General features: G+C 62.8%; 19 protein-coding genes and 2 pseudogenes. 4 read left to right on the forward strand and 17 right to left on the reverse strand.

Features of this window, described 5'->3' with window-relative positions:
• Nucleotides 1-99: 99 nt before the first annotated feature.
• Nucleotides 100-1,640, reverse strand: a pseudogene (locus EL255_RS12335) (C69 family dipeptidase).
• 967 nt (nt 1,641-2,607) lie between these two features.
• On the opposite strand from EL255_RS12335, the gene EL255_RS12340 reads away from it, so the two are divergent.
• Nucleotides 2,608-3,108, forward strand: coding sequence for a thioredoxin family protein (locus tag EL255_RS12340; RefSeq protein ID WP_042652459.1), 501 nt, complete (start codon nt 2,608-2,610; stop codon nt 3,106-3,108).
• Between the two features lie 219 nt (nt 3,109-3,327).
• Nucleotides 3,328-3,951, forward strand: a complete 624-nt coding sequence (locus EL255_RS12345) for a glutathione S-transferase family protein (protein WP_042652460.1) — start codon at nt 3,328-3,330, stop codon at nt 3,949-3,951.
• Between the two features lie 74 nt (nt 3,952-4,025).
• Here EL255_RS12345 and EL255_RS21790 read toward each other — a convergent pair.
• The 8 genes and pseudogenes from EL255_RS21790 to EL255_RS12375 all read right to left on the reverse strand — a co-directional run.
• Nucleotides 4,026-4,138, reverse strand: a pseudogene (locus tag EL255_RS21790) (maleylacetoacetate isomerase); the annotation flags it as partial.
• A 44-nt stretch (nt 4,139-4,182) separates the two neighbouring features.
• Nucleotides 4,183-4,311: a hypothetical protein gene (locus EL255_RS21795; RefSeq protein WP_408608773.1), complete on the reverse strand. Its 129-nt coding sequence runs from the start codon at nt 4,309-4,311 to the stop codon at nt 4,183-4,185.
• Between the two features lie 41 nt (nt 4,312-4,352).
• Nucleotides 4,353-4,991, reverse strand: coding sequence for a maleylacetoacetate isomerase (gene maiA, locus EL255_RS12350; protein WP_042652462.1), 639 nt, complete (start codon nt 4,989-4,991; stop codon nt 4,353-4,355).
• Between the two features lie 107 nt (nt 4,992-5,098).
• Nucleotides 5,099-6,097, reverse strand: a complete 999-nt coding sequence (locus EL255_RS12355) for a fumarylacetoacetate hydrolase family protein (protein ID WP_042652463.1) — start codon at nt 6,095-6,097, stop codon at nt 5,099-5,101.
• 8 nt (nt 6,098-6,105) lie between these two features.
• Nucleotides 6,106-7,266 carry a homogentisate 1,2-dioxygenase gene (locus tag EL255_RS12360; RefSeq protein WP_042652464.1) on the reverse strand — a complete coding sequence of 387 codons (1,161 nt, stop codon included), beginning with the start codon at nt 7,264-7,266 and terminating at the stop codon, nt 6,106-6,108.
• Between the two features lie 50 nt (nt 7,267-7,316).
• A complete protein-coding gene (hppD, locus tag EL255_RS12365; RefSeq protein WP_042652465.1) occupies nt 7,317-8,426 on the reverse strand; it encodes a 4-hydroxyphenylpyruvate dioxygenase in 1,110 nt (369 codons plus the stop codon).
• 239 nt (nt 8,427-8,665) lie between these two features.
• Nucleotides 8,666-9,316, reverse strand: a complete 651-nt coding sequence (locus tag EL255_RS12370) for an HAD family hydrolase (RefSeq protein ID WP_042652466.1) — start codon at nt 9,314-9,316, stop codon at nt 8,666-8,668.
• The gene (locus EL255_RS12375) at nt 9,313-9,957 is read right to left on the reverse strand and encodes a TIGR01621 family pseudouridine synthase (protein WP_042652467.1); all 645 of its coding nucleotides are present in this window, start codon (nt 9,955-9,957) and stop codon (nt 9,313-9,315) included. The genes EL255_RS12370 and EL255_RS12375 overlap by 4 nt, the downstream gene beginning before the upstream one ends.
• An 88-nt stretch (nt 9,958-10,045) precedes the next feature.
• Between EL255_RS12375 and EL255_RS12380 the strand changes: the two genes are divergently transcribed.
• Nucleotides 10,046-11,629: a GGDEF domain-containing protein gene (locus EL255_RS12380; protein WP_042652468.1), complete on the forward strand. Its 1,584-nt coding sequence runs from the start codon at nt 10,046-10,048 to the stop codon at nt 11,627-11,629.
• A gap of 105 nt (nt 11,630-11,734) precedes the next feature.
• Here the strand turns inward: EL255_RS12380 and EL255_RS12385 are convergent, their stop codons facing one another.
• The 3 genes from EL255_RS12385 to EL255_RS12395 form a co-directional block, all read right to left on the reverse strand.
• Complete coding sequence (locus tag EL255_RS12385) at nt 11,735-13,291, reverse strand: methyl-accepting chemotaxis protein (protein ID WP_042652469.1); 1,557 nt, start codon at nt 13,289-13,291, stop codon at nt 11,735-11,737.
• Nucleotides 13,292-13,410: 119 nt separating this feature from the next.
• Complete coding sequence (locus tag EL255_RS12390; protein ID WP_042652470.1) at nt 13,411-15,069, reverse strand: fatty acid--CoA ligase; 1,659 nt, start codon at nt 15,067-15,069, stop codon at nt 13,411-13,413.
• 95 nt (nt 15,070-15,164) lie between these two features.
• Nucleotides 15,165-15,731, reverse strand: a complete 567-nt coding sequence (locus tag EL255_RS12395) for an RBBP9/YdeN family alpha/beta hydrolase (protein ID WP_042652471.1) — start codon at nt 15,729-15,731, stop codon at nt 15,165-15,167.
• A 292-nt stretch (nt 15,732-16,023) separates the two neighbouring features.
• Between EL255_RS12395 and EL255_RS12400 the strand changes: the two genes are divergently transcribed.
• Nucleotides 16,024-17,076 (forward strand): AraC family transcriptional regulator, encoded by a 1,053-nt coding sequence (locus EL255_RS12400; RefSeq protein ID WP_042652472.1) that lies wholly within the window; start codon nt 16,024-16,026, stop codon nt 17,074-17,076.
• Between the two features lie 327 nt (nt 17,077-17,403).
• Here the strand turns inward: EL255_RS12400 and EL255_RS12405 are convergent, their stop codons facing one another.
• The 5 genes from EL255_RS12405 to EL255_RS12425 all read right to left on the reverse strand — a co-directional run bounded on the left by EL255_RS12405 (nt 17,404) and on the right by EL255_RS12425 (nt 25,522).
• A complete protein-coding gene (locus EL255_RS12405; RefSeq protein ID WP_042652473.1) occupies nt 17,404-19,929 on the reverse strand; it encodes an efflux RND transporter permease subunit in 2,526 nt (841 codons plus the stop codon).
• 37 nt (nt 19,930-19,966) lie between these two features.
• Nucleotides 19,967-21,034 (reverse strand): WD40/YVTN/BNR-like repeat-containing protein, encoded by a 1,068-nt coding sequence (locus tag EL255_RS12410; RefSeq protein WP_042652474.1) that lies wholly within the window; start codon nt 21,032-21,034, stop codon nt 19,967-19,969.
• 96 nt (nt 21,035-21,130) lie between these two features.
• A complete protein-coding gene (locus EL255_RS12415; protein WP_232018860.1) occupies nt 21,131-22,492 on the reverse strand; it encodes a DUF1329 domain-containing protein in 1,362 nt (453 codons plus the stop codon).
• 31 nt (nt 22,493-22,523) lie between these two features.
• Nucleotides 22,524-24,428, reverse strand: coding sequence for a DUF1302 domain-containing protein (locus EL255_RS12420; protein ID WP_042652475.1), 1,905 nt, complete (start codon nt 24,426-24,428; stop codon nt 22,524-22,526).
• A gap of 464 nt (nt 24,429-24,892) precedes the next feature.
• Nucleotides 24,893-25,522: a CoA transferase subunit B gene (locus EL255_RS12425; protein ID WP_042652476.1), complete on the reverse strand. Its 630-nt coding sequence runs from the start codon at nt 25,520-25,522 to the stop codon at nt 24,893-24,895.
• Nucleotides 25,523-25,577 lie beyond the last annotated feature (55 nt).

Consider the following 25,577-nt stretch of genomic DNA (forward strand, 5'->3'; position numbering starts at 1 on the left):
CCAACATCAAAAAAGCCCCTTTCTAGGGGCTTTAATTTTTGGTCATTGTTCGCAGACGCTCGTCGGCTCAGCTGGCCGCCGTTGCCGCTGGTAGCGGCATCAATCCTTCTTCGCCTTGTTGGCAAAGAAGATATCGGCCTGAATATCCTGAGTGCGGACGGTAAAGATCTGGTTGGTCAGCGCCTCGGTCAGTGCTTCCGCATCCTTCATCACCCGCAGATTGAAGTCGTTGAGCATGCTGTTGGCCGCGGCCTTGTCCGTTTTCACCGTCTTCAGATAGCGGGCTTCCACCTCTTCTTGCTCTTTGGCGATCTCCGTCTCCCAGCTCTTGTATGCCTGCTTCACGATCGGAGCCAGTTTGGGGTAATCCGTCATCACCAGGGTCTGCAGCTTGCGGTATTTCCAGTAGATGGAGTCACTGTCCGCCTTGTCGCTGCCCAGAGCATAGTGGGCCGGATACGCCTCCAGGCCGCTGTAATAGGGCACAAATGCGGTCAGATCCGCCATCCCGAGGCCGACATAGGTCACCTCCCCCACCTCTTTCGGCATCCAGGGACGCACTTGCATCACATGGGCCTCATAGGTGCGAAACACGCTGATGGGGCGCCAGGGCTCCTGCCCGTTCAACCCCTTGCCGTAGGGGTCGTGCTCGGTGCCATCATAGTGATTGCGCAGCACCGCCTTGACCTCATCCAGGCTCATCTTCTTCTCGGGAGTCAGATAGACCGGGAATTGCCGGCCCGCATCCACCGCCTGCTTGAGCGAGGGGTTGAACATCTGCTGTATGGTCCAGACCCTGGGATCGTTGTAGGTACGATCCCGCTCGTCATCGCGGGTATAGGCCTTCGAGAAATTGAAGGCCCCATCCTTTTGTGGCTGGTAGAGCCCCTTCTGCGTCGCAAACTCGATGAGATTTTTTGAGCCCATCATGTCGGCACTCTTGGGATCGTATTGCTGCAGGCGCCCCTGATTGCCCGAGGCGAAATACTGGTTGTTGGGCACACGCTGCGCCATCCAGTGGTGGCCGGTCGCGGTTTCCAGATACCAGAGCTCGTTATCGTCCACGACGGCAACGCCGAAGCCCTCGCCCGCCCCTATGGTCTCGATGATGTTGCCAAGCAGGGCGACCGCCTCGCGGGCCGTGCCGGCGCGGGAGAGCAACACATCCGGAATGTCATCCTCGGTGATGCCCTTGTCCTCGACGTAAGGATCGAAGGCGAGCGCCGCCGGCGAGGCGAAGATAGATTCGGTACCGCTGACCCCGACGCCTTTCTCATAAAACCGGTCGCACCGTGCAGCTGGGTCTTCCAGTTCGGCACAGTGGTGTAACGCAGGGAGTTTTTCGGCAAGGGGTAGCTGAAATCATTGGCGCCGTTGTGGGCCTTGGAGCTGTGCACGCCGCTCTGCCCCTGCTTGGCCGGATGGATCACGAAATGCTGGGCTTTCAGCGCATCGCTGTCGGCACTGCGGGCCACCATCATTGAGCCATCGGCGGTGGCCTCACTGCCGACCAGCAGGGTCGTACAGGCGAACGCCGAAGAGAAGAGAGCCAGGTTGATAGAGAGTGCGACGACGCACTTCTTGAAGGAATGCATAATATCTCCTTGTGGCAGAATTAACGTAACGCTCGGCCCTCCCATATCGGGATGAATATAGGTAAGGCGGTGGTATGTTCGGTGAATATATATTCCCTGTGACAGGCCGGCTGATTATTCAAGCCACCTAGCCCAAGGCAATAGGTCAGGAAGATTATTTCCAGATGGGCAATAAGAGTTCAGGAGTTGTGCGGACAGGCCACCCATCATAAGCAATGCGTCTCACATGTCATGCACCCCAGATTGGCACAGACCCATGTTCCCGATAGGCGACCCTTCATATCTGCCTGAGTGTGGCGATACTAGGTTTTATCCACTGACATAAATGTGACAAAAGGCTCAAAACACCAAAAACGCATTTTTTTCAATTTAAAGTGTCGCCAAATCTGGCAATGGCAGAATCCTTGTCACGACTCAGCGCCCCGTTGCGGGAGCCCTATCCCCACAGCCCTGGAGTCGCACTATTGTGTGCACGCCGAGCCCATTAAAGGCCTCAACGAGCCGATTAAATGACGCTGGGAAGCTTAACCATATGGATTTTTAAAGCTGGGTTATCTTATATGTGGAGCCTGAGCGCATAGCTATATGGAAAGTACAGCTTACCTTTGGCGCCTGCACGGCTTGCATAAGGTCATCATCACCATGGGGCCTGACGATGCTATATAAACGAACATGACGGCGGCTTATTATTTACCATTTCCAAGCCATCAATAGCCTAGAGATTCAAGCCTTATTCCGCCCTCCCACTCATCCCCTTAAATACCCGCGTTCATTTTGCCTGTGACTGCACGCAATCGATCGTAATAAAGGGAATGCAGACATTCCGTCCGACGCTCTTTGCTGGTTTGACCACAAGCACGACTGCCCCACACTGGCCAAGATAGGGGCTCCTGCCTCTCCCCCATTCCCGTTTTTCGCATATTCACTGCCACTCTGGCTACTTGGCGAAGGGGCTCGCTCGTGTCACATTGTTCCGGCTTGGGAGCAACAAAAACAACACAAGGAGAATCTGATGAAGCGACTGCTATTGCCGCTGGCGCTTGGCGCCACCCTGTTCCACGGCGCGGCCCTAAGCGCCACACCAACCTGGACCCAGGCCCTGCCCGATTACAGCCAGGTGTATGACGAGAGGCGGGATCCGGCGCAGGATCTCGCCGCGGCGACCGCCAAGGCAAAGAGCGAGGGCAAGAAGGTCCTGCTGCTGGTGGGCGGTGAATGGTGCAGCTGGTGCCAGGAGATGAACCACTTCCTGGACCGGGAGCCGGACCTGGCAAGCCAGCTCAAGCAGACCTTCGTGGTGGTCAAGGTGAACGTCAGCAAGGAGAACAAGAACGAGCCCTTCCTCAAGCGCTACCCCGAGTATCTGGGGGTGCCCCACTTCTATGTGCTAGATGCGCAGGGCAAGCTGCTGGAATCCTTCAACACCGGTCTGCTGGAGCAGGGGAAGAGCTACGACGAGACGAAATTTGGCAAGTTTGTCGCCTTCTTCCAGCCCAAGACAACCCCTGGCTGAATGACCGGGCCATGATGCAAACGCCCCGCACGGTCGGCTGACGGTACGGGGCGTCGGCTGTGTATCCCTAAACTTGCAGTCATTGGCCTCAGGGCTGAGCATCCGGTTACGGCTTTTGGCGCAGGTAGAGATCGCTCAGCAGTAGCCATCGATTTCTCCGCTTGAGCGATGCAAGGCGGTCATCAATGAATCCCCGACTTTCCATGCAAGGATGAAGAGATGTTACGGATATTGGGCAAGGCCTCGTCAATCAATGTGCGCAAAGTGCTTTGGACCTGCGCCGAAATAGATCTCCCTTTCGAGCGAGAGGAATGGGGAGCTGGCTTCAAACCGACTGATACCCCCGAATTTCTGGCGATGAATCCGAACGCAATGGTGCCGGTCATTCAGGATGGTGGTTTCACGCTGTGGGAATCGAACGCCATCATCCGCTACCTGGCCTCGCGCTACGGTAACGCCACTCTCTACCCAACCGAAGCTCGCGCGAGGGCCATGGTCGATCAATGGATCGATTGGCAATCGTCGGATTTGAACCGGTCTTGGAGCTACGCATTCATGTCGCTGGTCAGGCATTCACCCTTGCATCAGGACAGCCGGGCACTCAGCGCAGGTTGTGCGGATTGGTCCAGATACATGCAGACCCTGGATCGGCATCTCCAATCAACGGGGGCTTATGTGGTTGGGAACAACTTCTCACTCGCAGACATCCCAATCGGTCTTTCAGTCAACCGCTGGCTGGAAACGCCATTTGACCGTCCATTACTGCCAGCAGTGAGTGACTATTACCAGCGATTAGGTCGTCGGCCTGGCTTTCGCCTGTATGGATGTAACGGGACGCCCTAGTCGAGCAAGGCAAGATGAGGATAGCAACGAGAAAAACGGCAGGCCGGGATAAGCAGACCTACCAACACAAGAGATCAAAGCTGGGCATCCGACTGATTGGCGGGAGCGGCCTTGATGAAGGCCTGCAACTGCTCGCAGTTGGCGCGATGTGGTTGATGATGGGGGAATCTTCCAGCGTCATGTCGTATATGTTGGGCTTCGAAACAAAGCCCAACATTCATATCTTGAATATCATTCGCCCGGTTTATGCTCATGAGGCTTTAGCGCTGGATGTTCCTTTTGCTTTTTAGGCGTAACCCGTTGCCGCTTATCTGGTGTTCCGTCTTCATTTTTTCTTTTTGGACCAGGTTTGATTCCCATCATTAACTCCTTCTAACAGTGGTTGACGTGGAAAATAATACTTACGGCTGGGCATCCGGCTGCAGCTCCGGGGCGGCCTTGATAAAGGCCTGCAGTTGCTCGCAGTTGGCGACGATGCGGGTAATGGTGGGATAGTCATCCAGCGTCATGTTGTAACGGCGGGCGTTATAGACCTGAGGCACCAGCATGCAGTCCGCCAGGGTCACCTCGTTGCCGACGCAATAGACACCGGCGGTGGTCATCAGCAGCGGCTCCAGGGCCTTGAAGGTCTCGTCAATCCAGTGGCGATACCAGGCATCACGCGCCGTCTTGCTCTGTCCCAGCTCCTGCTCCAGATAGTTGAGCACCCGCAGATTGTCCAAAGGGTGAACGTCGCAGGCGATCATGTTAACGATCTGGCGCACCCTTGCTCGCTCCTGGGCGGCCGAGGGCATCAGCGGATGGGCGGGATAGGTTTCGTCGAGGTATTCCATGATGGCGACCGACTGACCGACCTGCACCTCGCTGTCGATGAGAAAGGGCACCAGCCCCTGCGGATTGATCCGGCGGTAAGCCTTCTCCTTCTGCTCGCCCTTGCCCAGATGCACCGGGTGCTGCTCATAACTCAGTCCCTTGAGTTGCAGCACCAGGCGCACCCTGAAACTCGCCGATGAACGCCAATATCCAAACAACTGCAGCATAACTCTGTCCCTCTTACGCTTGGCGGACGGCGAGTGGCGAACGAAAATCGGCAGGTGGCCACCACCTGCCGTCTCCCCCGCCGACTCCCCCGCCGGCCACGGCTTCCTTAGCTCGTCTGGCTGGCGCCTCCTTGCGTGACGCGCTGCAAAATGGTGCCAAACAGACTCATTCCATTGCGATCCAGCATCGCGATGGACACTGTATCACCAAAGCGCAGGAAGGGTGTAGTGGCCTGACCTGACTCGATTATTTCCAGCATACGCAGCTCGGCGAGGCAGGAAGAGCCGGCGCTGCGGTCATAGTTGGAGACGGTGCCTGAGCCTATGATACAGCCCGCCCCGAGCGGCCGGGTCTTGGCGGCGTGGGCGACAAGCTCATGGAAGTTGAAGGTCATGTCCACCCCCGCATTGGGGGCCCCGAACAGGCCACCGTTGAGGTGGGTCATGAGCGGCAAGTGCACCTTGCCCTCCTGCCAGTCGCTGCCCAGCTCGTCCGGGGTGATGGCCACCGGCGAGAAGGCGCTGGAGGGCTTGGACTGGAAGAAGCCAAAGCCCTTGGCGAGCTCGCCCGGGATGAGGTTGCGCAGGCTGACGTCGTTGACCAGCATCAGCAGCTTGACGTGGGTGGCCGCGGCCTCCGGGCTCGCCCCCATGGGCACGTCGTCGGTGATGATGGCCACCTCAGACTCGAAGTCGATGCCCCACTCCTCGGATCCCATGACGATGGGACCACGGGGGGCCAGGAAGCTGTCGGAGCCCCCCTGGTACATCAGGGGATCGTGCCAGAAGCTGTCCGGCATCTCGGCGCCGCGGGCCTTGCGCACCAGCTCCACGTGGTTGACGTAGGCGCTGCCATCCGCCCACTGGTAGGCGCGGGGCAGCGGGGAGAGACAGGCCGCCTCATCGAACGGGAAGGCCTCGGGGCAGGCACCGGCGTTCAGCGCCTCATAGACGGCGGCAAGCCGCGGGGCCGTCTCGGCCCACTCATCCAGCGCCCCTTGCAGGGTGGGGGCGATCGCGGTGACCCGCACCGCCCGACTCAGATCACGGCTCACGACCAGCAAGGCGCCATCGCGCTTGCCATTGTTCAGGGTTGCCAGTTTCATAAAAGTCCTTATTTGCCGCTGTGGTCGGGGTTGAGTGCCGGGCGCAGCCAGCTGTTGACGTAGCGCGGGTTCTCCACCCCCTCGCACAGGCTGCCGACGCTCAGGGCGTCGCGGGTGTCGAGCATCACCGCCACCTCGTCGGTGAAGGTCTTGGCATGGGCGCGGCCGGCCGCGAACGCCTTGGGATGCGGGCCGTGGGTGAAGCCGGCGGGATGGAAGGTGACCATGCCCCGCTCTATGTTGTCCCGGCTGAAGAAGTCGCCGGCGTGGTAGAACAGCACCTCGTCGAAGTCGTCGTTGCTGTGGTAGAAGGGCACCCGCAGGGCGCCGGGATCGCTCTCGATGGGGCGCGGCACGAAGGTGCAGACCACGAAGCGGCTCGCCACGAAGGTGGAGTGGGCCGAGGGCGGCAGGTGATAGCGGTGGCTCATCAGCGGGCGGATGTCGCGCCAGTTGAGGCGCACCACGCAGAGATCCCCGTGCCAGCCCTGGGCATCGAGTGGGTTGAACGGCCAGGTTATGACCGACACCTGATCGTGACGCTTGACCTGCAGCGACCAGGGATTCTCATCCTGCTGGGCCAGGAAGGCGTCGTCGATGGCGGGCACGTCCAGCGCCGCCGGATCGAAGATGGCGTGCTGACCCACCAGCCCCTTGTCCGGCAGCTGATAGCTGTCCCCCGTCGCCTCTATCATCAGGATGAACAGCGGCGCGGTCGGCTCGATGCGCCACATGGTGCCACGGGGGATCACCACATAGTCCCCGTCCCTCAGGGTCAGATGGCCGTAATCGCAGTAGAACTCCCCGCTCCCCTCGTGGATGAACAGCAGCTCGTCGCCGTCGGCGTTGCGCACCAGGAACGGCATGGTCTCGGCCAGGCGCCAGATCCGGTAGCGGCAGTGGGCATTGTGCAAAATGTCCGGCATCACCCAGGGGGAGAGGGAGCTCACCTCCTCCTGCAAGCCGTTGAGATCGAACGCCCGCGGCCGCAGCGGTCCCTCCCAGTTGATCCAGTCGGTGGGGGCGTGTTTGTGGTGCATGTGCGTGGCGGGGCCGAAGAAACCGGCCCGCCCCAGTTCGCGCTCATAGATGGCCTGCTCGGGCAGATCGGCATGAGCCTGGCGGGAGTGGGTCCCCTCCCGGTGGGGGAAACTGATCCAGTTACGCATGGCTGAGTACCTCGTATGAAATGAATACCGCTCGACGGTCTCGCATCCCGTTACGCATCGCTGGGCTCGCCGCTCAAGACGCCACGGCGGATCTGGTCCAGCTCGATGGATTCGAACAGTGCCTGGAAGTTGCCCTCGCCGAAGCCTTCGTTGCCCTTGCGCTGGATGATCTCGAAGAACACCGGGCCGATGACGGTGTCGGTGAAGATCTGCAGCAGGATGCCATCCTTGGTCGGCGAACCGTCGATCAGGATGCGCAGCGCCTTGAGCGCCTCCAGATCCTCCTGATGCCCCTCCACCCGGCTGTTGACCTTCTCGTAGTAAGTCTCCGGGGTCGGCATAAAGCCGGTGCCACGGCCACGCAGGGTGCGGATGGTCTGATAGATGTCGCCGGAGGCCAGGGCTATGTGCTGGATCCCCTCCCCCTTGTACTGGCGCAGGTACTCCTCGATCTGGGACTTGTCGTCGGAGGACTCGTTGATGGGGATGCGGATCTTGCCGCAGGGTGCCGTCATGGCGCGGGAATGCAGGCCGGTCAGCTTGCCCTCGATGTCGAAGTAGCGGATCTCGCGGAAGTTGCCGATCCGCTCATAGAAGTTCGACCAGAGATCCATGTTGCCGCGCTGGACGTTGTGGGTCAGGTGATCGATCTCAAGGAGCCCCGCATCCACCTCGGCCATGCGCGCCTGCCAGTCGGGATAGAACACGAAATCCACGTCATATATAGAGCCCTTGTCGCCGTAGCGGTCGACAAATGACAGGGTGCTCTCGCCGATGCCGTAGATGGCGGGGATGTTGAGCTCCATGGGCCCTATCTTGCCGACGAACGGCTTGGCCCCCTTGCCGATGGCATGTTGCTGGGCCTTGCCCGCATCCGCCACCCGAAACGCCATGCCGCACACGCTAGGCCCGTGCAGGCTGGCGAACTGCTCGGCCTGGGAGTGGGGCTCGGCGTTGACCACGAAGTTGATGTCTCCCTGGCGGTAGAGCCAGCACTGCTTGTGCTTGTGCTGCGCCACCTCGGCGAACCCCAGCGAGACGAACAACGCCTTGAGGGCGGCGATGCCCTTGGGATCCGGCGCCGTGTATTCGACGAATTCGAAGCCATCCGTGCCGAGCGGATTGATGGTGTGGGAACGGGAAGAGGAAGTGGTCGTCATGATGCGCTCCTTGCGGCGCTGCCCTGTGGCAGCTGCCATGGCCAAACCGATGCAGATCCGCGCTGGGGGATCTAGTGTTAACAACTTGTTTCATTAGAGGCAGCGGGCGCGCAGAAGAGAAGAGGCGGGATGACGATAGTTTTTCCGGTTACCCCGTCAAAAATGTAAATGAATTGTGACATTGAAGGCGCAGCCTTGCGGGGCAACCCATGGCGACCCGCAGGGCTGTCAGCCCTGGCTTACAGCCGCCACTGTCTGGGTTCGATATGGGGCAGGCGCTCCCGCACCCGTTGCAGGCGAGCGGGGCTGGGATTGATGAGCCAGGCCTCTGCCCCCAACGCCAGCAAGGGCAGATCGTGCGGGCTGTCGCTCAGGGCCAGGGCGATCTCGAGACCCAGGATCCTCGGCAGTATCTTGTGTTGGCCATGACAGTAAAAACGCGGCATCAGGCCACCAAAGCGGTAGTGCATCCGCGAGCCGATGATCCGGTGCGGCATGCCTGGCAACTGCCGATGAAGCTGGCCACGCACCAGGGCGCGGGGGCTGGCGGAGAGCACCCAGCAGCGCTTGCCCTCGGCCACCAGCAAGGCGCGCGCCTCCTTGAACAGGCCAGGGCGGGTGCGGCAATAGTCCCGCACCAGGGCGCGCCAGCCGAGGGGCGAGAGCCCTAGGGTGATGGCCCACCAGATGAGCGAGATCCCCCGCTGCCGCTGGTTCGGCAATAGATAGACAAGCCCTCCCAGCGCGATCAGCGGCAGCAGCAACAGCGGCCAGCGACGACGGCGCAGTATGTAACGAAGCAGGCCGGCGTGGCTGTCGCCCGGGGCCAGGGTGTCGTCAAAGTCCGCCAGGATCCAGCCCGTGGGCAAGGCCCCCAGCTCGTGGCTCATTCGCTCAGCCCGGCGATAGCGGCATGGAGTTCGGGGGTGAGGAACTCGGCCCCCTCCTCCGGCGGGCAGATGAAATCGAAGGGCACGCCATCCAGGCTGAAACTCAGCCGCCAGGCATGGAGGTAGCCGCGATCCGCCGGGGTGCCGCCGTAGCGCTCGTCCCCCAGGATAGGCGCCCCTATGCTTTTCAGGGCGACCCGGATCTGGTGGGTCTTGCCGGTCTGGGGCTTGATGCGATAGAGCCGCAAGCCTTCGCGCACCGGGCAGGAGTCGAACCAGCTGATGGCGGGATTGTCCAGGCTGCGTGCCAGCATCCAGCTGCCGCCTCGCCCTTTCTGCATGTCGCCCTTGACCCAGCCCTGCTTCTTCTTCGGCTTGCGATCCGAGAGCGCCAGGTACTGCTTGCTCACCCGCCGCTCGGCAAACGCCATGCTGAGCGCCCGATTCGCCGCCGGGGTGCGGGCCAGCAGCAACAGCCCCGAGGTCATCTTGTCCAATCGATGCACGGGGTAGAGCTCCAGCCCGGTCTCGGCACGCATCAGATTGATCAGGCCGGGCGCGCCCGCCTCATCATGCATACCAAGGCCTGGCCCCTTGTTGATCACCATAAAATCTTTCTGCTGCGACAGTATCCGGTACATCTAGAACCCTTTAGAATGACATTTATTAATAAGTTGTGATCGGGCGACTGGCCACACCCCATGGACCTTCAGCACAAGAATCGCACGGATGAAGAGATGCTTGCTTTGGCTGCTATTGCTCGTTGCCAGTTCCCCCCTCCAAGCCGGTGAGCGCTCGCTCGACTCTCCCGATCGGGTAGTCCTGCAGCTGCGCTGGCTGCACCAGCCCCAATTTGTGGGCTACCACATGGCCAAGGCCAAGGGCTTCTATGCCGATGTCGGCCTGGATGTCGAGATCCGGCCGGGTGGCAAGGGAATAAGCCCGGTACAGGAGGTGCTGGCCGGGCGCGCCGATTTTGGCGTCGGCAACACCGAGGTGCTGACCGGCTATGCCCATGGCGAGCCCCTGCTGGCCCTCGCCAGTGTCTATCAGCACTCCCCCTCGGTGTTCCTGGCCCGTCGTGACAGCGGCATTCTCACCGTTGCGGACATGAGGGGCAAACGGATCATGATGTTTCCCGGCCATCAGGATGCCGAGCTGCTCGCCACCCTCTACTATCAAGGGCTGCACGAGCGCCAGCTCACCCCCATTCCGACCTCGGTCAATATCGACGATCTGATCGAGGGCAAGGTCGATATCTTCAACGCCTATCTCAGCAACGAGCCCTTCTACCTGGAGGAGCGAGGCATCGCGGTCTCCATCATCAACCCTCGCAACTACGGCATCGACTTTTACAGCGACATCCTGTTCACCACCCAGGCGCAAGAGCGGATCGACCCGGCGCGGGTGGAGCGCTTTCGCGCCGCCAGCCTGAAGGGGTGGCGCTACGCGCTGTCCCATCCGGCGGAGGCCATTGCCCTGCTGCGCAAGGAGTATGGCGTCAACCGCAGCCAGGCTCACATGGAGTACGAGCTGCAGATGAGCAAGGAGATGATACAGCCGCTCTATGTGGAGATCGGGTATATGAATCCGGACCGCTTCGGCCACATCATGGAGCAGCTGACGGAGATAGGCCTCATCCCGCGGCCCCTGCCGCTGGCAGACTTCCTCTATCAGGCCCCCTCGGAGCAGTGGGCATTCTGGCGCCCCTGGTTCTTGCTGAGCCTGGCCGTGGGCGCCCTCATCCTGCTGCTGAGCATCTACCTGCTCATCAACAACGAGCGACTCAACCGGGAAGTTGCCCTGCGCAAGCTGCGAGAGCAAGAAATATTACAGCTGGCGCGCCAGGATCCGCTCACCGGGCTGCCCAATCGCCTGAGCCTGATGGAGCAACTGGAGCTGCAGATCCAACACCCCGATCCCGGCTGCCTGCTGTTCTGCGATCTCGACAGCTTCAAGCAGGTCAACGACAGCTACGGCCACAGCTGTGGCGATGCCCTGCTCTGCCAGCTGGCGGAGCGGATCAATCACAGCCTCGGCCACCGACGTTTCTTCGCCAGGCTGGCGGGGGATGAGTTCGTGCTGTTGCTGCCCGACCACGACAGCTGGCAGGCCGAAGAGGTGGCCGAGGTGATCCGGCTGGCCATGATCCCGCCCTTCGAGGTCAATGGCCACTCCCTGTCGGTCGGGATCAGCGTGGGGGTCAGTCCCTACCAGGCCGGCTGGAGCGCGGAGCAGTGGCTGATCAACGCCGATCAGGCCATGTATGGCGACAAGGGCATAGTGCTGGAGAAACAGCGGACCCTGGGTTGAGTCGCCCCTCCCGGGCTTTCTCGTCACCAATCCATGCAGTCCTCATGCAACAAGGCCACCCTGGGGTGGCCTTGTTGCATTTTCTGCATTGAGACGGTCCCCGAGTCAGCCGAAGGTCTGCCCCAGAGACTTGAGTTGCCGTGCCTTGGTGAGCAGGATATCGCTCGATTCGTTCACCACCTGCATCTTGCTGCTGTTGGTGTGGGAATGCTGGGAGATGACGTTGACGTTCTGACTGATGTCCTCGACCACCACCTGCTGCTGCACCGCCGCGGCCGAGATCTGGGTCGAGAGCGCCACCACCTGCTCTATCTCCGTCAGCACCTGCTGCAGGCTGTCCGATCCCTGCCGGGTCAGGGCCACGCAGGACTGGGTCTGCTGCAGGTTTTTCTGCATCATCCCCTTCCAGTCGTTCAGGGTGCGCTGGATCTGCCCTATGCTGCCCTGGATCTGCTCGGTCGCCTTGTGGGTGCGGGTCGACAGGGTGCGCACCTCATCGGCCACCACCGCGAAGCCGCGCCCCTGTTCCCCCGCCCGCGCCGCCTCGATGGCCGCGTTGAGGGCCAGCAGGTTGGTCTGATCCGCTATCCCCTGGATCTCGTTCATCAGCACCCCGATGCGCTCCGACTCGTCGGCCAGCGCCACCGCCGCACTGAAGGCGTGCTCGGCCTGGGTGGCCAGCTCGGTGATGCCCTGCTGGGTGTCCCCCAGCTGCCGATCGGTGTGCAGGCAGTGCACCTTGGCCTGGGCTATCTGGCTATCCGTCTCCTCGATGTTGCGGGCTATCTCATGGGCCGTTGCCGCCATCTCGGTGATGGCCGCCGCCACCTGCTGGGTCTGGATATCCTGCTCGGCGATGTCGGCACTCGCCTCACTGGAGGCCGTCTTGAGGTGCACGGCCAGATCCTGCAGGGAGAGGGTCGCATCCTCCACTCGCCCCAGCACGGTCCGGATCCTGGCCTGCAGCAGCTTGATGTGGAAGTCCGCGATAGCCTTGGGCTCATTGCCCGAGTAGATGAGCCGGGTCAGGCTGTCGTACTCGCTGGCCAGCTGGCGCAGGTAACGGGGGGTGCCGATCAGCTCGTGGCGATAGAGCAGGACAAGCCAGGCCAGCGGCAGCAGTATAAACAGCGGCCCCCAGGCGCCCAGCAGATGGAGGCTCCCCCCCAGCATCGCCAGCAGCCCGAGCAAGGCCACCCCATGGCGCACCCAGCGGCCCAGGGCGACACCGGCGCGGCGCTCCCCGCGCTCACTCGCCTTCAGCCTGGTGTAGGTGCGGGTGGCAATGGCCTTCAGCTCGGGTTCGGCGCGGCTGCGCACCGACTGGTAGCCACTGATCCTGCCCTGCTCGAAGATGGGGGTGACATAGGCATCCACCCAGTAGTAACGGCCATCCTTGCAGCGATTCTTGACCATGCCGCGCCAGGGCTTGCCCTGTTTCAGCTTGCCCCAGAGATCGGCAAAGGCCACCTTTGGCATGTCCGGATGGCGCACCATGTTGTGATGCTGACCTATCATCTCCGCCTGGCTGTAGCCCGCCACCCGGCAGAAATTTTCATTCGCGTAGGTGATGACACCCCGCATATCCGTGGTGGAGACCAACTGCTCATGGGCGGAAAAATCTACTTCTTCATCAACGAGATGACTCTGCGTCTTACTCATGGCACACGCCTTTTGTGTTAAAACTCAATTAGCGTAGTCAAGGCGATTGACCCCGACAATAAAGGCCCTCATTCCGTAGGGAAACTGAGGGCCTTTCTGTTCATTTCATGACGCTGCGCTCAATTTTCCCTGGTCGCGCTCAGCTCCTGCTCCCGGATAAGCTTCTTGTTGACCTTGCCGACACTGGTCTTGGGGATCTCCTGCACGACCCGGATCTGGCGCGGGATGGCCCAGCGGTTGATGCGGCCGCTATCGACGAAGTGCTGCAGGTGGGTCGCGATGGCTTGTTGATCCAGGTGGTTCCCCTCCTTGCACACCACCAGCGCCAGCGGGCGCTCGCCCCACTGCTCGTCCGGGATCCCCACCACGGCCACCGCGTGAACGGCGGCATGGGCGCTGATGAGATTCTCCAGCGCCAGCGAGCTTATCCACTCACCGCCGGTCTTGATCACATCCTTGATGCGATCCTTGATCTCCACGGTGCCGTGGGGATCGATGGAGGCCATGTCCCCGGTGTGCAGCCAGCCGCCCTGCCAGAGCTCGGCGCCTTTTTCCGGCTCCTTCAGATAGCCCTGCGCCAACCAGGGGGCGCGTACCACTATCTCCCCCATGGCCTGGCCATCGTGCGCCACCTCCCGGCCCTGCTCATCGATGATGCGCAGATCTACCAGCGGGATCGGGGTGCCGGTACGGATCCGCAGGGGGAGCTGCTCCGCCATGGGCAGCGCCAGCTCCTCTTCGCTCAGGTGGACCACGCACAGCAGTGGGCAGGTCTCCGACATGCCATAGCCGGCGTGGATCAGAATCCCCTTGTGGTGTGCCTGGGTGGCCAGCCCCAGCGGCAGGGCACTGCCCCCCAGCAGCATCTTCCAGCCCTCAAACGAGGTCTGTCTGGCCTCCTCGCAGTCGAGGATCATCTGCAAGATGGTCGGCACGCAGTGGGAGAAGGTCACCCCCTCCTCGCGATAGAGGCGCACCAGCTTGTTGGGCTCATAGCGGCCCGGATAGACCTGCTTCACCCCGAGCATGGTCGCCACATAGGGCACGCCCCAGGCGTGGACGTGGAACATGGGGGTGATCGGCATGTAGACATCGTCGGATTGCAGCAGCGACTGGCCCGCGTGGGCCGCCAGGGTGCCGAGTTCGTTGAGGGTGTGCAGCACCAGCTGGCGGTGGCTGAAATAGACCCCCTTGGGATCCCCCGTGGTGCCCGTGGTGTAGAACAGGGTGGCCACCGACTGCTCATCGAAATCGGGGAAGTCGAAGTGACAATCCGCGTCGGCCAGCAGTGCCTCGTACTCGCCCAGGCTGGGCAGGCTGGTGGCCTGAGCCTCGCCATCGGTGAGCTGGATATAGCCGCGCACCGTAGGGAGCGCGCTCTGGATGGATTCGAGGATCGGCAGGAAGTCATCGTGCACCAGCACCAGGTGATCCTCTGCGTGGTTCATGGTGTAGGCGATCTGCTCCGGTGAGAAGCGCACGTTGACCGTGTGCAGCACGGCGCCAATCATGGGCACCGCGAAGAAACATTCGAGGGAGCGGTGGCTGTCCCAGTCCAGCAGGGCGACGGTGTCGCCGGGCCCGACTCCGGCCGCGGTCAGCATGTTGGCCAGGCGCTGGATACGCTGGTTGAGGGTGCGATAGTCGTAGCGCAACCTGTCTGCGTAGACTATCTGCTGATCGGGGTGATAGCGCACTCCCGACAGTAACAGACTCTTGATCAGCAACGGATAAGCATGGGCTCCCTGCGCTGGCGGTATGATCCTGGTCTTCACCATATTCACTCCTTGCGATTCATATGCTCAATGCGATGACTGACGAAGGGGGCATCCCTCCCCCTGTGAACTGACCTTGCCTGCGCCGCGCCTGCCGCTCAGGCATCGAGACTCAACAACAGGGCTTCCGCCTGGGGCCAGGGGCCGAAGCCGCTGGCCGGGTTGAGGTGACCCACCTCCCCGATATCGACCAGCTCACTCCCCCAGTCGTGGGCCAGGGCGCGCACCGCCTCCTGGCTGGCCAGGGGATCGTTGCGGCTCATGGCCACCAGGCTGGGAAAGGGCAGACGCATGCGGGGCAGCGGGCGCCAGCCACCTTCCGCCATGGCTTGCGGGCTGGGGTAATGGGCCGGCCAGCTGGCGTCCAGATCCGGTGGCGTGACCAGCAGCGCCCCCTTGATCGCACCTTGATGGCGCGCGGCCCAGTGCGCCGTCATCAGCACCCCGGCGCTGTGCGCCACCAGGATCACCGGTCCCTCTATGGTCGCCAGCGCCTGCTCAATGGCGTCGACCCTGGCCTGGCAGCTGAGCTTGTCCGAGGTCAAAGGCGGCACCGTATGCACCTTGGCCAGACGGGCCGCGAGCAAGGTTTGCCAGTGATCCGATACATGGTCACGCAGGCCGGGCACGATCAATACCGTGGCCCTGGTGTGCAATTTATTCATCTCACTCCCTCATGCTGGCTCGGCGCGGGCCAAGCGATTGAGAGACACAGTAAGGCGCCCCGCCGCCGGCTGCTTTACCTTGGGTGCCATGGGCTTGTCATTTTGTGACAGGGGGAACGAGGCGGCGGCGACCGCTTGGCCAGCGAAAAACGCGGCGCCCAGAATGGTGATCAGATGAAACACAGGACTAATTGACTAGTGACAAGTCGCTTCTCATTTTGTAAATGAAATGATAAAAGTAGGTTAATAACAAGCAAGTCAGCATGTGAGCCGTTGTCATTGGAGCTGTAATATGACCCTCTTCGCCAGAGCCGCTACCCTTACCAATTATCTCGACGTCGCCCGCCAATTGGGATTGAACACCCCCAGCCTGCTGGCACAAGCCGGACTCAGCGCCTCTGTGCTGGATGTCCCCAACCAACGGGTTCCCGTCTCGGCCATCGTCAAGTTGCTCGAGCTGTCGGCCCGGGTCGGTGCTTGCAGCAGCCTGGGTTTGCGCATGGCGGAACATCGCCAGCTATCGGACTTTGGCGAGGTCAGCCTGCTGCTCAGCTACCAGCCCAATCTGCGTGAAGCCCTGCAGGTGATGGTGCAATACATCCAGCTGTTCAACAATTCGCTGGCGATCTTCATCGAGGAGGCGGGCAAGACCGTCATCATCCGCGAGGAGATCATCACCGATGCCCCCATGCCGTCACGCCAGGTCACCGAGCTGGCGGTGGGCGTCATGTATCGCTTCTGCGCCGCCCAGGTCGGCGTCGGCAGCAACTGGCACCCCATCAGCGTCAACTTCACCCATGATGCGCCGGCGGATCTCAGCCTCCACAAGCGCCTGTTTGGCTGCAAGCTGGAGTTTGGCAGCGAGTTCAACGGCATAGTGTGCCAGTCCGTCGACCTGGACGTTCCCAACCCCCTCGCCAATCAGGCCATGGCCCGCCATGCGCGCCAGTACCTCGACACCCTGCTGGTGGAGACCCAGCAATCCGTGCTGGTGGAGGTGCGCAAGGCCATCTACCTGCTGCTCCCCATGGGGCGCGCCACCATAGAGCAGATCGCCAGCACCCTGGGGATGAACGTGCGCACCCTGCAGCGTCATCTGGAAGAGAGCGGCGCCACCTTCAGCGAGCTGGTCAACGAGGTGCGGCGGGATCTGGTGATCCGCTACCTGAAGAACGCGGGCTACTCCCTCGGTCACATCGCCGACATGCTCGGCTACTCCATGCCCAGCTCCTTCACTCGCTGGTTCAGCGCGCAGTTCGGCATGCCCCCCGCCACCTGGCGCTCCCGCCACAAGATAGTGCCCAAGGCGGTCCAGAGTGCCCGCACCAGCCTGGCCTATGGCTGAGTGACCCCCTGCGGGAGGCGACCCTCCCGATGCCATGAGATAACAAAACAGAGAGGGGAGGCAGATGCCTCCCCTCTCTGTTACTGCTTCTCCCTTTGTCAGGCCTGCCGACAACCCCTCACTGACATCGACAGCGGCGGGCAGCTGACTCGCGCAGCCTTGGTTACGTCTGATGAGGAGGGTTCGACGTGGGTGGCAAAGCGGTGCGCCCTGAGGGTCGTGACATGCTGGCCGACAGACGTAAGAGAGGGAGGCATCCTGCCTCCCTCTTATTGCTTTCTGGGTTCTCAATCATCCGAGCCTGGCGTGCTCGTCCGCCCTCTCCTCTTAACCGACGTCGACACTGGCGGCCATCTGGTTAGGCGTTACCTTGGCGGCGTCTGGCGAAGAGGGCTCCTCCTTTGCCTGGGGGGACGCAGCCGCCAGCCCCTTGGGGCCGGACAGCAGGAAGTAGGACAGCGCCGGGATCCCGATCAGCGCCCCCAACATGTTCCACAGGAACATGAAGGTGAGCAGTATGCCCATGTCGGCCTGGAACTTGATGGGGGACCAGGCCCAACCCACCACGCCGGCCGCCAGGGTGATGCCGACCAGGCCAACCACCCGGCCGGTGAAGGCCACGGCGTTGCGATAGGCCTCCATCAGCGGCATGCCCTGGCGCTGGTAGTGCAGCTGCACGCTCAGCAGATAGAGCGCGTAGTCCACCCCTATGCCGACCCCGAGCGCGATCACCGGCAGGGTCGCCACCTTGACGCCTATGCCCATGGCCACCATCAGCGCCTCGCACAGCACCGAGGTGAGCATCAGCGGCACCAAGGCCACCAGGGTCGCCCGCCAGCTGCGGAAGGTGATGAGGCAGAACAGGGTCACCGCCAGATAGACGTAGAGCAGCATGGTGCGGTTGGCGTCGTGCACCACCATGTTGGTGGCGGCCTCGATGCCGGCGCTGCCCGCGGCGAGCAGGAACTGGCGATCCGCCGTGCTGTTCTCACGGGCGAACTTGTCGGCGATGGCCACCACCGCGTTGAGCGTCTCGGCCTTGTGATCCTTGAGGTAGGCGATCACCGGCATCACGGAGCAGTCGGTGTTGAACAGCTCGGGGGCGTTGACCGAGGCCTGCTGGGCGGCATAGTTCAGCACGTTCTGGTTGCGCTGGATGCTGGCGAGCTTGGGGTTGCCCTCGTAGGTGCCGGCGGTGATCTGGCGTACCGCATTGACCAGCGACGAGGTGGCCTGCACCCCCGGGTACTGCTGCAGATCCCAGGCCAGGCGGTCGGCCAGGATCAGGGTCTTGTAGTCCAGGCAGCCTTCCGGCGCCGTCTTGATCATCACCGCGAACAGATCGCTGGAGAGCGCGTAGTGACGGGTGATGTAGCCGTTGTCCAGGTTGTAGCGCGAGTCGGCCCGCAGCTCGGGCGCCCCGCTGTCGAGATCGCCGATCTTCAGCTGCTGGCTGACCAGGAAGCCCCCAATCCCCATCGCCAGCCCCGCCAGCACTATGCCGGTGGCCCAGTTGCGGGTGGTGAAGCGATCGAGCAGATCCCACAGCTTGCCGAAGCCCCGGTGCGCCGCGGCGCGGTTATCGATCCGCAGCGCCCGCTCGGCCGCCTTGCGACCGACCCCGACGAAGGAGAGCGCCACCGGCATCAGCAGCAGGGAGGTGAAGATGAGCACCGCCACCCCTATGCTGGCGGTGATGGCGAGATCCTGAATGACCGGGATGTCGATCAGCATCAGCACCGCGAAGCCGACCGCGTCGGCGAGCAGCGCCGTGACCCCGGCGAGGAACAGCCGGCGGAAGGTGTAACGGGCGGCGATCAGGCGATGGGTGCCGCGGGCTATGTCCTGCATGATGCCGTTCATCTTCTGCGCCGCGTGGGAGACGCCGATGGCAAAGATCAGGAAGGGCACCAGCACCGAATAGGGGTCTATGGCGTAGCCGAGCCAGGCGACTATGCCCAGCTGCCACACCACGGCGATGAGGGAGCAGCCCACCACGAGCAAGGTGCTGCGCACGCAGCGGGTATAGAGGAAGATGATGCCGAGCGACGTCAGCACCGCCAGGCCGAAGAACATGATCACCTGGATGAGGCCGTCGATCAGGTCCCCCACCAGCTTGGCGAAGCCGATCACCCGGATCTTGTACTTGCCCTGCCCCTCCTCGCCCGCCTGATGGGGCGCCCCGGCGAACTCGATCTTGTCGCGCAGCTGCTCGATGCGCTGGGAGAACTGGTGGTAGTTGAGCGGCTTGCCGGTGGCCGAGGCCTTGTCCAGCAGCGGCACTATCAGCATGGTCGACTTGAAGTCGTTGGCCACCAGGCTGCCGACGATGCCGGCCCGGTTGATGTTCTGGCGCAGCTGATCGATGTCGGCGGGGGTGCCTTTGTAGGAGTCGGGCATCACGGGGCCGCCCTGGAAGCCCTCCTCCGTCACCTCGGTCCAGCGCACCGCCGGGCTCCACAGGGACTTCATCCAGGCGCGGTCCACGCCGTCGCCGAGGAACAGCTCGTCGTTGACCTGCTTGAGCACGGCCAGGTAGTCGGGATCGAAGATGTCACCCTGGCTGTTCTCCACCACCACCCGCACCGAGTTGCCAAGGCCCCGCAGCGAGTTGCGGTTCTCCAGGAAGTTTTTGATGTAGGGCTGGCTCTGGGGGATCATCTTCTCGAAGCTGGGGGACAGGGTCAGCCTGGTCATCGCCATGTAGCCGAACACCAGGGTGGCCAGCGTCATGAAGAGCATGAATAGCGGCCTGTGGTTGAACACCATCCGCTCCAGCAGATTGCCGCTGCGCTTGTCGAACTGTGCCAGGTCGCGGATCACCGGCATGGTCTCTTGCTTCACATTGCTCATGTCTGCGTTCTCGCTCTCGTTATTCTCGTTATTCTCGTTATTCGGCGGCCAGGGTGCGCACACCACGGCTGCCGACCAGCGCCAGCGTCCCGCTCGCGGTCAGCGCCGCGCCGGCCACCGGTGAGGGTTCGGCCTGGGGCAGTCGCTGCAGAGGGCCGTTGCCATCCTGCACCCGCAGCATCTGGCCGGCCTGGGTGAACAGGCGATAGTGGCCATCGCTGCCTTGCACCGCCGCGCTGATGCTGATGGGCAGGCCACTGTCGAGCTGGGCCCAGTTGTTGCCCCCGTCGGTGCTGCGGAACACATGACCGCGCAGGCCATAGACGATCAGCTCGCCGGCCCTGCCGATCACGCCAAAGTAGCTGCCTTCATAGGGGGTGGGAACGTCGAGGAAGCGCTGCTGGGTCTCGTCCCACTTGCGCAGCAGGCCCTGCTCACCGACCAGATAGAGTCCGTCGCCGGTGGAATTGATGGCATTGAGGTGAAACCCCTGCGGGTTGTCGGTGCGATCCTGCAGCGGCGTCCAGCTCTGGCCGCCATCCTCGGTGCGCAGGATCAGGTTGAAGACGCCGACCACGTAGCCGAGCCGGTCGTTGGCGAACCAGACGTCGAGCAGCGGCTTGTCGGCCCCCTCCTCCACCAGCCGCTGGCCCTCTTCGGTCAGGGCGGCCCACTGCTCGTTGTCCGGCTCGGCCTTGGCCAGGGCCGAGTAATGGCGCAAGACCAGCTCGCCTATCTGGCGGCCGTCCAGCTGTTTTTGCCAGCTGGTGCCGGCATCCTGGCTGTGCAGCACCACCCCATCGCCGCCCACCGCCCAGCCCTGTTCGGGGGTCGGGAAATAGACCGCATTGAGATCGGCGCTCACCGGCACAGTCGCTTGCTGCCACTGCTTGCCGGCATCGTCGGAGTAGAGAATATGGCCGCGCTGCCCCACCGCCACCAGCCGCTGGCCGGCCGTGGCCAGGTCCAGCAAGGGGCTGCGCTGGGCCAGCGCGCTCGGTTTGGCCGGCAAGTCCAGCACGTCAACATAGTCGGACGCCTGCGCCGCGCTCGGTGTCAGCAGGGCGCAGAACAACCACGGTGCCAACTTCTTGAATGAACCCATACCACGTCCTTTTGTCAGGGCGCGCCGGGGGACTGTGCCCCCGGCGCCAACATCAAGGGGTCCGGCCCCTTCCCGGGAGCCGGACCTCTGTGACGACTAGCGGATCCCGGCCCCGGCCAGGGACTCCGGCGACCACTTGGCCTTCGACAGGGAGGCGCCATACTTGATGCCGCCGTAGGGACCCACCACACCGTTGATGTTGTAAGAGCCCGCCACCAGGTCATAGATCATGAACGGCGTGGCATCCGGGGTCTGCTTGTCGTAGCTCTGGCTCAGGAAGGCGAAGGAGCCGCGATAGAGCTGACCACGGGCGTCGTACTGGTCGGAGGCCAGCGCCATCCAGCTGTCCTCGTCGATGTAGAAGCGACGCTTGGCATAGATGTGGCGCTCACCGGCCTTCAGCGAACCTTCCACCACCCAGACCCGGTGTTTCTCCCAGCGCACGAAGTCCGGCGACAGGGTGTTGGGGGTGGTCAGCGCCCTGGCATCGGGTTCATAGGTCAGCTTGTAGGTGTTGTAGGGCACGATCATCTCTTGCTTGCCCACCAGCTTCCAGTCGAAGCGATCCAGCGCCCCGTTGAAGACGAAGACGTCGTCATAGGTGCCGGCGCCCGAGGTCCCCGGGTTCGGGGTGTCATAGGCCAGGTTCGGTGCCAGCTTGACCCGGCGCTGCCCCGGCAGGTACTGCCAGGCCTTGCGCGGTTGCTCCAGGGGGTTGGCGGCATCGCGCAGCATGATGGCCTCACCGGCACGGCGGGCGGGCCCGGTGTAGTACAGCTTCATCTGGTAGTAGGTGTCCCTGGCCGAGATGGGCTTGGCCATGTCCTCGTAGATGGCGTAGTTGATGAAGGCCTGACCTGTGGTGGAGAGCGCCGCCACACCGGACGAGTCGACGTTCCAGGAGTCGTACTTGGTGGCGATGTTCACCCCCTGATAGCGCAGCAGGAAGTTCCACATCACCTCGGCCCCCGACTGGGGGATCGGGAAGGGAATGCCCGGCAGCACGTTGTCCACCGCCAGCCCGCCTTCCAGGGTCTTGGCGCTGAGCGCGTTCTTCTTGGTGTTGTCCAGCACCGCCTGTGGCAGGGCCACGCTGCGGTGCGTCGGGTAGACATCGACCCTGAAGTCCGGGAAGCGGGTCAGCAGCTCGGCGGTGGTCGCGGTCAGCTGGCCCTTGTACTGGGCCAGGTTCTTGCCGTCGATCACCAGCAGCGGCTTGTCGCTGGCATAGGGATCGGGGCGCATGCTGTCGCCGGCCTTGAAGCTGGCGGGCGGGGTGGTCAGGCCCCCGGTGTAGGCCGGGATGCTGCCATCGCTGTTGGCCGCCACTTCGGCGCCGACCTGCGTCAGGCTGCTGCCCAGTTTGCCCGCCTCGGTGGCGGTGACGGCCGCCTCGGCCTGACCGATGAGGGCCAGGGTGAGGGATGCGGCCAGCACTGTCCGTTCACATTTCATCATGTTGTGCTCCTGCTCGGTGACTCACCGAGGATCAGTAAGAGGTCTTCAGGGTCAGGTAGATGGCGCCTCTGTCTTCCGTGGTGGCGCCGCCACCGGAGAAGGAGGAGTAGCCGCCTGCGTAGCAAGTGTTGCGTTGGGTCGCGTCCAGCGCATTCGGGGTAGAGCCATCGGTGCCGCCGTCGTTGCAGTCGGCCGACTTGCCGAAGGAGTCCACGTATTTCAGGTCGACGAAGTACTGGTTGTAGATGGTGGCCCCCAGCCCGACGGCGTAGTTGCCGGTGTCTTTCGCCCCGCCGGCCTGCACCGGGGAGATGCCCGCCAGGCCCCAGTTGACCGACAGCGGCATGCTCATGTCGACACCCGGGAGCACCTGATACCAGATAGGCGTGAAGTTGACCGCCAGCCCCCAGTTGTCCGTGGTCGGCTTGTCGATGCCGGTGTAGCTGTCCTCACCCTTGTAGAGCGCCTTGTTGTGATCGTTCAGATCCAGCAGGTTGCTGTAGTAGAGCTCGCCGAGCAGGGCGGCTGCATCGAACAGCGGGGTGTCGGCTATGGTCATCAGGCCGTTGAGGGTCCAGTGCAGGGTCTCGCCGGTGGCGCTGTAGCCATCGCTGTCATCGGTGATCACCCCGGTACTGTCGTGGCGCGGAGGCAGGGCCCCCAGGCCGGCGGCCAGTCCACCCGGGCCCGAGGCACTGAGCAGCGCCGGGATGCTGGAGAGCGGCATGTTGTGGCGATAGTTCAGGTCGCTGCCGACGCTGACCCCGGCCACGTCCTTGGAGAGGCTGAGGCCGAAGATGTCGATGTCTTCGCCATAGGCCAGGGAGTAGCTGGTGGTCGAGATGGAGTTGCGCAGGTTGAGAATCGGGTTGGCGGTGGCGCCACGGACACTCAGGCCACGGGCATCCAGCACCGCCTGGGGCAGGATGTCGGCGGTACGGCGGTAGAAGGCGCCCAGGGTGCCGTCCAGTGCCTCCGGTGACCACTTGGCCATGATGCCCCAGTCGCCGTGCTTGCCCGGCTCGATGTCTTCACCGCGGCGAATGTTGCTCAGGGTGCCGCTCGGCCCGGCCAGGCCGGGTCCCCCGGTGTGACCCAGCAGGAAGGACTGGGCGCCGAAGCCCACCAGATCCGAGCTGCCGTAATAGGTGCCCGCCTCCGGCAGACGCGCGGCATCCCACTCGAGGAAGTACTGGGCGGCGAAGGTCAACTCCGGGTTGAGGGTGAAGGAGGCCGAGATCTGGTTGCGCGGCACGAACAGCTCCTTGGCCTCGGTGCCCGGGGAGGCCGCCAGCTTGGCGAGATCCAGGCCGGACTGGCCGTAGCTCATCGAGTGCACCGGGTTGAGCAGGGTCTCACCCCAGTAGAGGTTGTGCTGGCCGACCTTGACGCTGACCAGGGATTCGTCGCCCACCTCGGAGCTGAAGAACACGAAGGCGTCGAGCAGCTCGCCGGAGGGACCGTGATAGTAGCGATCGGCGTAGTCGCTCAGGTGACGGTTGCCCGCCACCGGGGGCAGCCCGACGATGCCGGAGCTCGCGCTGTTGCCGTTGATGAAGGGGTTGTCATCGGCGCCGACGTCGTTGTAGGCGTAGTCATACCAGCTGGCGGCGCTGATGCGAAAACCCTTGTTGCCCTGATTGACCACGTCCAGCTCGGTCAGCAGGTCGAAGCGGGTGGCGACGGTGTCACCGGAATCCTTGAAGTTGTAGTCGCCATCGTTGTTGTTCGGGGTGGCGAGCATGCGGTCATCGGCACTCTCGGTACGCATGCCGTAGTTGAACTTGCCGGTGTTGTCGAAGCGGACAGACCAATCCTCGCTGTCCGTGTCGATCTCGACGGCCTGGGCGGCTGGCATGAGGGCGGCCATGATGGTGGTGGCCAGCAGGCTGAGGCGAAGGGCGCCGCAGCCATGACTCGATTGCTTGTAATCCATTACAGTCTCTCCGAGTGTTGTCGTCGTTTTGTTATTTTTGTTGCCGTTTCCGTTGGCTTTTTTATGGCGCTGGCCGGGGCGTTTCGCCGGGTTTGGCAAGCTGGCCGTTGGCCGGTTGCCTCCCCTGGGTATCGCTTGTCCGAGTGCGCTCTGTGTTCTTAGTGCCGACTGTAAGGCCTCGCTCAGGGGGCGCGCTTGCCATTGAACGTCAGTCACTTTTCATTTGGTGACAGCGGCTGCATCCCGCGGCTGGCGTGGGATTCGCTCGTCGTCGACCGGCCCCATACAGCCCCTGTTCAGCTGAAAACAGTGATCTGGGCGACAGAAAAGGCGCCAAGGAAACCGGGGAGGAAAACCAGCGGGAAGCGACGGGTCGGTGCAGGATAGCCAAGGGAAAGAGGCGGGCATGGCGGGCAAAAAACAACGGGGAGTGCGCGAGCGCCCTCCCCGTGGATGGCTAACCGTCAGCGCAGTATGGTGCAGCCGGTGGCGGCTTGCAGCGCCTCGAACTCGATGCCGGGGGCCATCTCCACCAGGCGCAGGCCGGCGGGGGTGACATCCAGCACCGCCAGATCGCTGATGATGCGATCCACCACCCCGACCCCGGTCAGCGGCAGGTTGCACCACTCCAGGATCTTGTGTGCGCCGCCCTTGGCGCAGTGCTCCATCAGCACCACCACCCGCTTGACCCCCGCCACCAGATCCATGGCGCCGCCCATGCCCTTGACCATCTTGCCCGGGATCATCCAGTTCGCGAGATCGCCGCGCTCGGACACCTGCATGGCGCCGAGCAGTGCCAAGTTGATGTGACCGCCGCGGATCATGGCGAAGCTCTCGGCGCTGTCGAAGAAGCTGCTGCCGGGCAAGGTGGTGATGGTCTGCTTGCCGGCGTTGATGAGATCCGGGTCCAGCTCCTCCTCCCCCGGGAAGGGACCTATGCCGAGCAGGCCGTTCTCGCTCTGCAGCCAGACCTCCATGCCGCTCGGGATGTAGTTCGCGACCAGGGTCGGCAGGCCGATCCCCAGGTTGACGTAGAAGCCGTCTTGCAGCTCCAGGGCGGCGCGTTGCGCCATCTCTTCACGGGTCCAGGCCATGTGATAAATCCTTTCTCACTGTGCGCAGGTCGCTGCGCTGTTCAAAATGGGGGGA

This window comes from Aeromonas encheleia (genome assembly GCF_900637545.1).
In the GTDB taxonomy this organism is placed as follows: Bacteria; Pseudomonadota; Gammaproteobacteria; order Enterobacterales; family Aeromonadaceae; genus Aeromonas; species Aeromonas encheleia.

Excerpts from the sequence above, each read along its gene's own strand:
- EL255_RS12390 (WP_042652470.1), bottom strand. The coding sequence starts at position 15,069 with ATGGTGAAGACCAGGATCATACCGCCAGCGCAGGGAGCCCATGCTTAT.
- EL255_RS12345 (WP_042652460.1), top strand. The coding sequence starts at position 3,328 with ATGTTACGGATATTGGGCAAGGCCTCGTCAATCAATGTGCGCAAAGTG.
- EL255_RS12340 (WP_042652459.1), top strand. The coding sequence starts at position 2,608 with ATGAAGCGACTGCTATTGCCGCTGGCGCTTGGCGCCACCCTGTTCCAC.
- hppD (WP_042652465.1), bottom strand. The coding sequence starts at position 8,426 with ATGACGACCACTTCCTCTTCCCGTTCCCACACCATCAATCCGCTCGGC.
- EL255_RS12395 (WP_042652471.1), bottom strand. The coding sequence starts at position 15,731 with ATGAATAAATTGCACACCAGGGCCACGGTATTGATCGTGCCCGGCCTG.
- EL255_RS12405 (WP_042652473.1), bottom strand. The coding sequence starts at position 19,929 with ATGAGCAATGTGAAGCAAGAGACCATGCCGGTGATCCGCGACCTGGCA.
- EL255_RS12370 (WP_042652466.1), bottom strand. The coding sequence starts at position 9,316 with ATGAGCCACGAGCTGGGGGCCTTGCCCACGGGCTGGATCCTGGCGGAC.
- EL255_RS12380 (WP_042652468.1), top strand. The coding sequence starts at position 10,046 with ATGAAGAGATGCTTGCTTTGGCTGCTATTGCTCGTTGCCAGTTCCCCC.
- EL255_RS12420 (WP_042652475.1), bottom strand. The coding sequence starts at position 24,428 with ATGGATTACAAGCAATCGAGTCATGGCTGCGGCGCCCTTCGCCTCAGC.
- EL255_RS12375 (WP_042652467.1), bottom strand. The coding sequence starts at position 9,957 with ATGTACCGGATACTGTCGCAGCAGAAAGATTTTATGGTGATCAACAAG.
- EL255_RS12400 (WP_042652472.1), top strand. The coding sequence starts at position 16,024 with ATGACCCTCTTCGCCAGAGCCGCTACCCTTACCAATTATCTCGACGTC.
- maiA (WP_042652462.1), bottom strand. The coding sequence starts at position 4,991 with ATGCTGCAGTTGTTTGGATATTGGCGTTCATCGGCGAGTTTCAGGGTG.
- EL255_RS12415 (WP_232018860.1), bottom strand. The coding sequence starts at position 22,492 with ATGATGAAATGTGAACGGACAGTGCTGGCCGCATCCCTCACCCTGGCC.
- EL255_RS12355 (WP_042652463.1), bottom strand. The coding sequence starts at position 6,097 with ATGAAACTGGCAACCCTGAACAATGGCAAGCGCGATGGCGCCTTGCTG.
- EL255_RS12360 (WP_042652464.1), bottom strand. The coding sequence starts at position 7,266 with ATGCGTAACTGGATCAGTTTCCCCCACCGGGAGGGGACCCACTCCCGC.
- EL255_RS12385 (WP_042652469.1), bottom strand. The coding sequence starts at position 13,291 with ATGAGTAAGACGCAGAGTCATCTCGTTGATGAAGAAGTAGATTTTTCC.
- EL255_RS12425 (WP_042652476.1), bottom strand. The coding sequence starts at position 25,522 with ATGGCCTGGACCCGTGAAGAGATGGCGCAACGCGCCGCCCTGGAGCTG.
- EL255_RS12410 (WP_042652474.1), bottom strand. The coding sequence starts at position 21,034 with ATGGGTTCATTCAAGAAGTTGGCACCGTGGTTGTTCTGCGCCCTGCTG.
- EL255_RS21795 (WP_408608773.1), bottom strand. The coding sequence starts at position 4,311 with ATGGGAATCAAACCTGGTCCAAAAAGAAAAAATGAAGACGGAACACCA.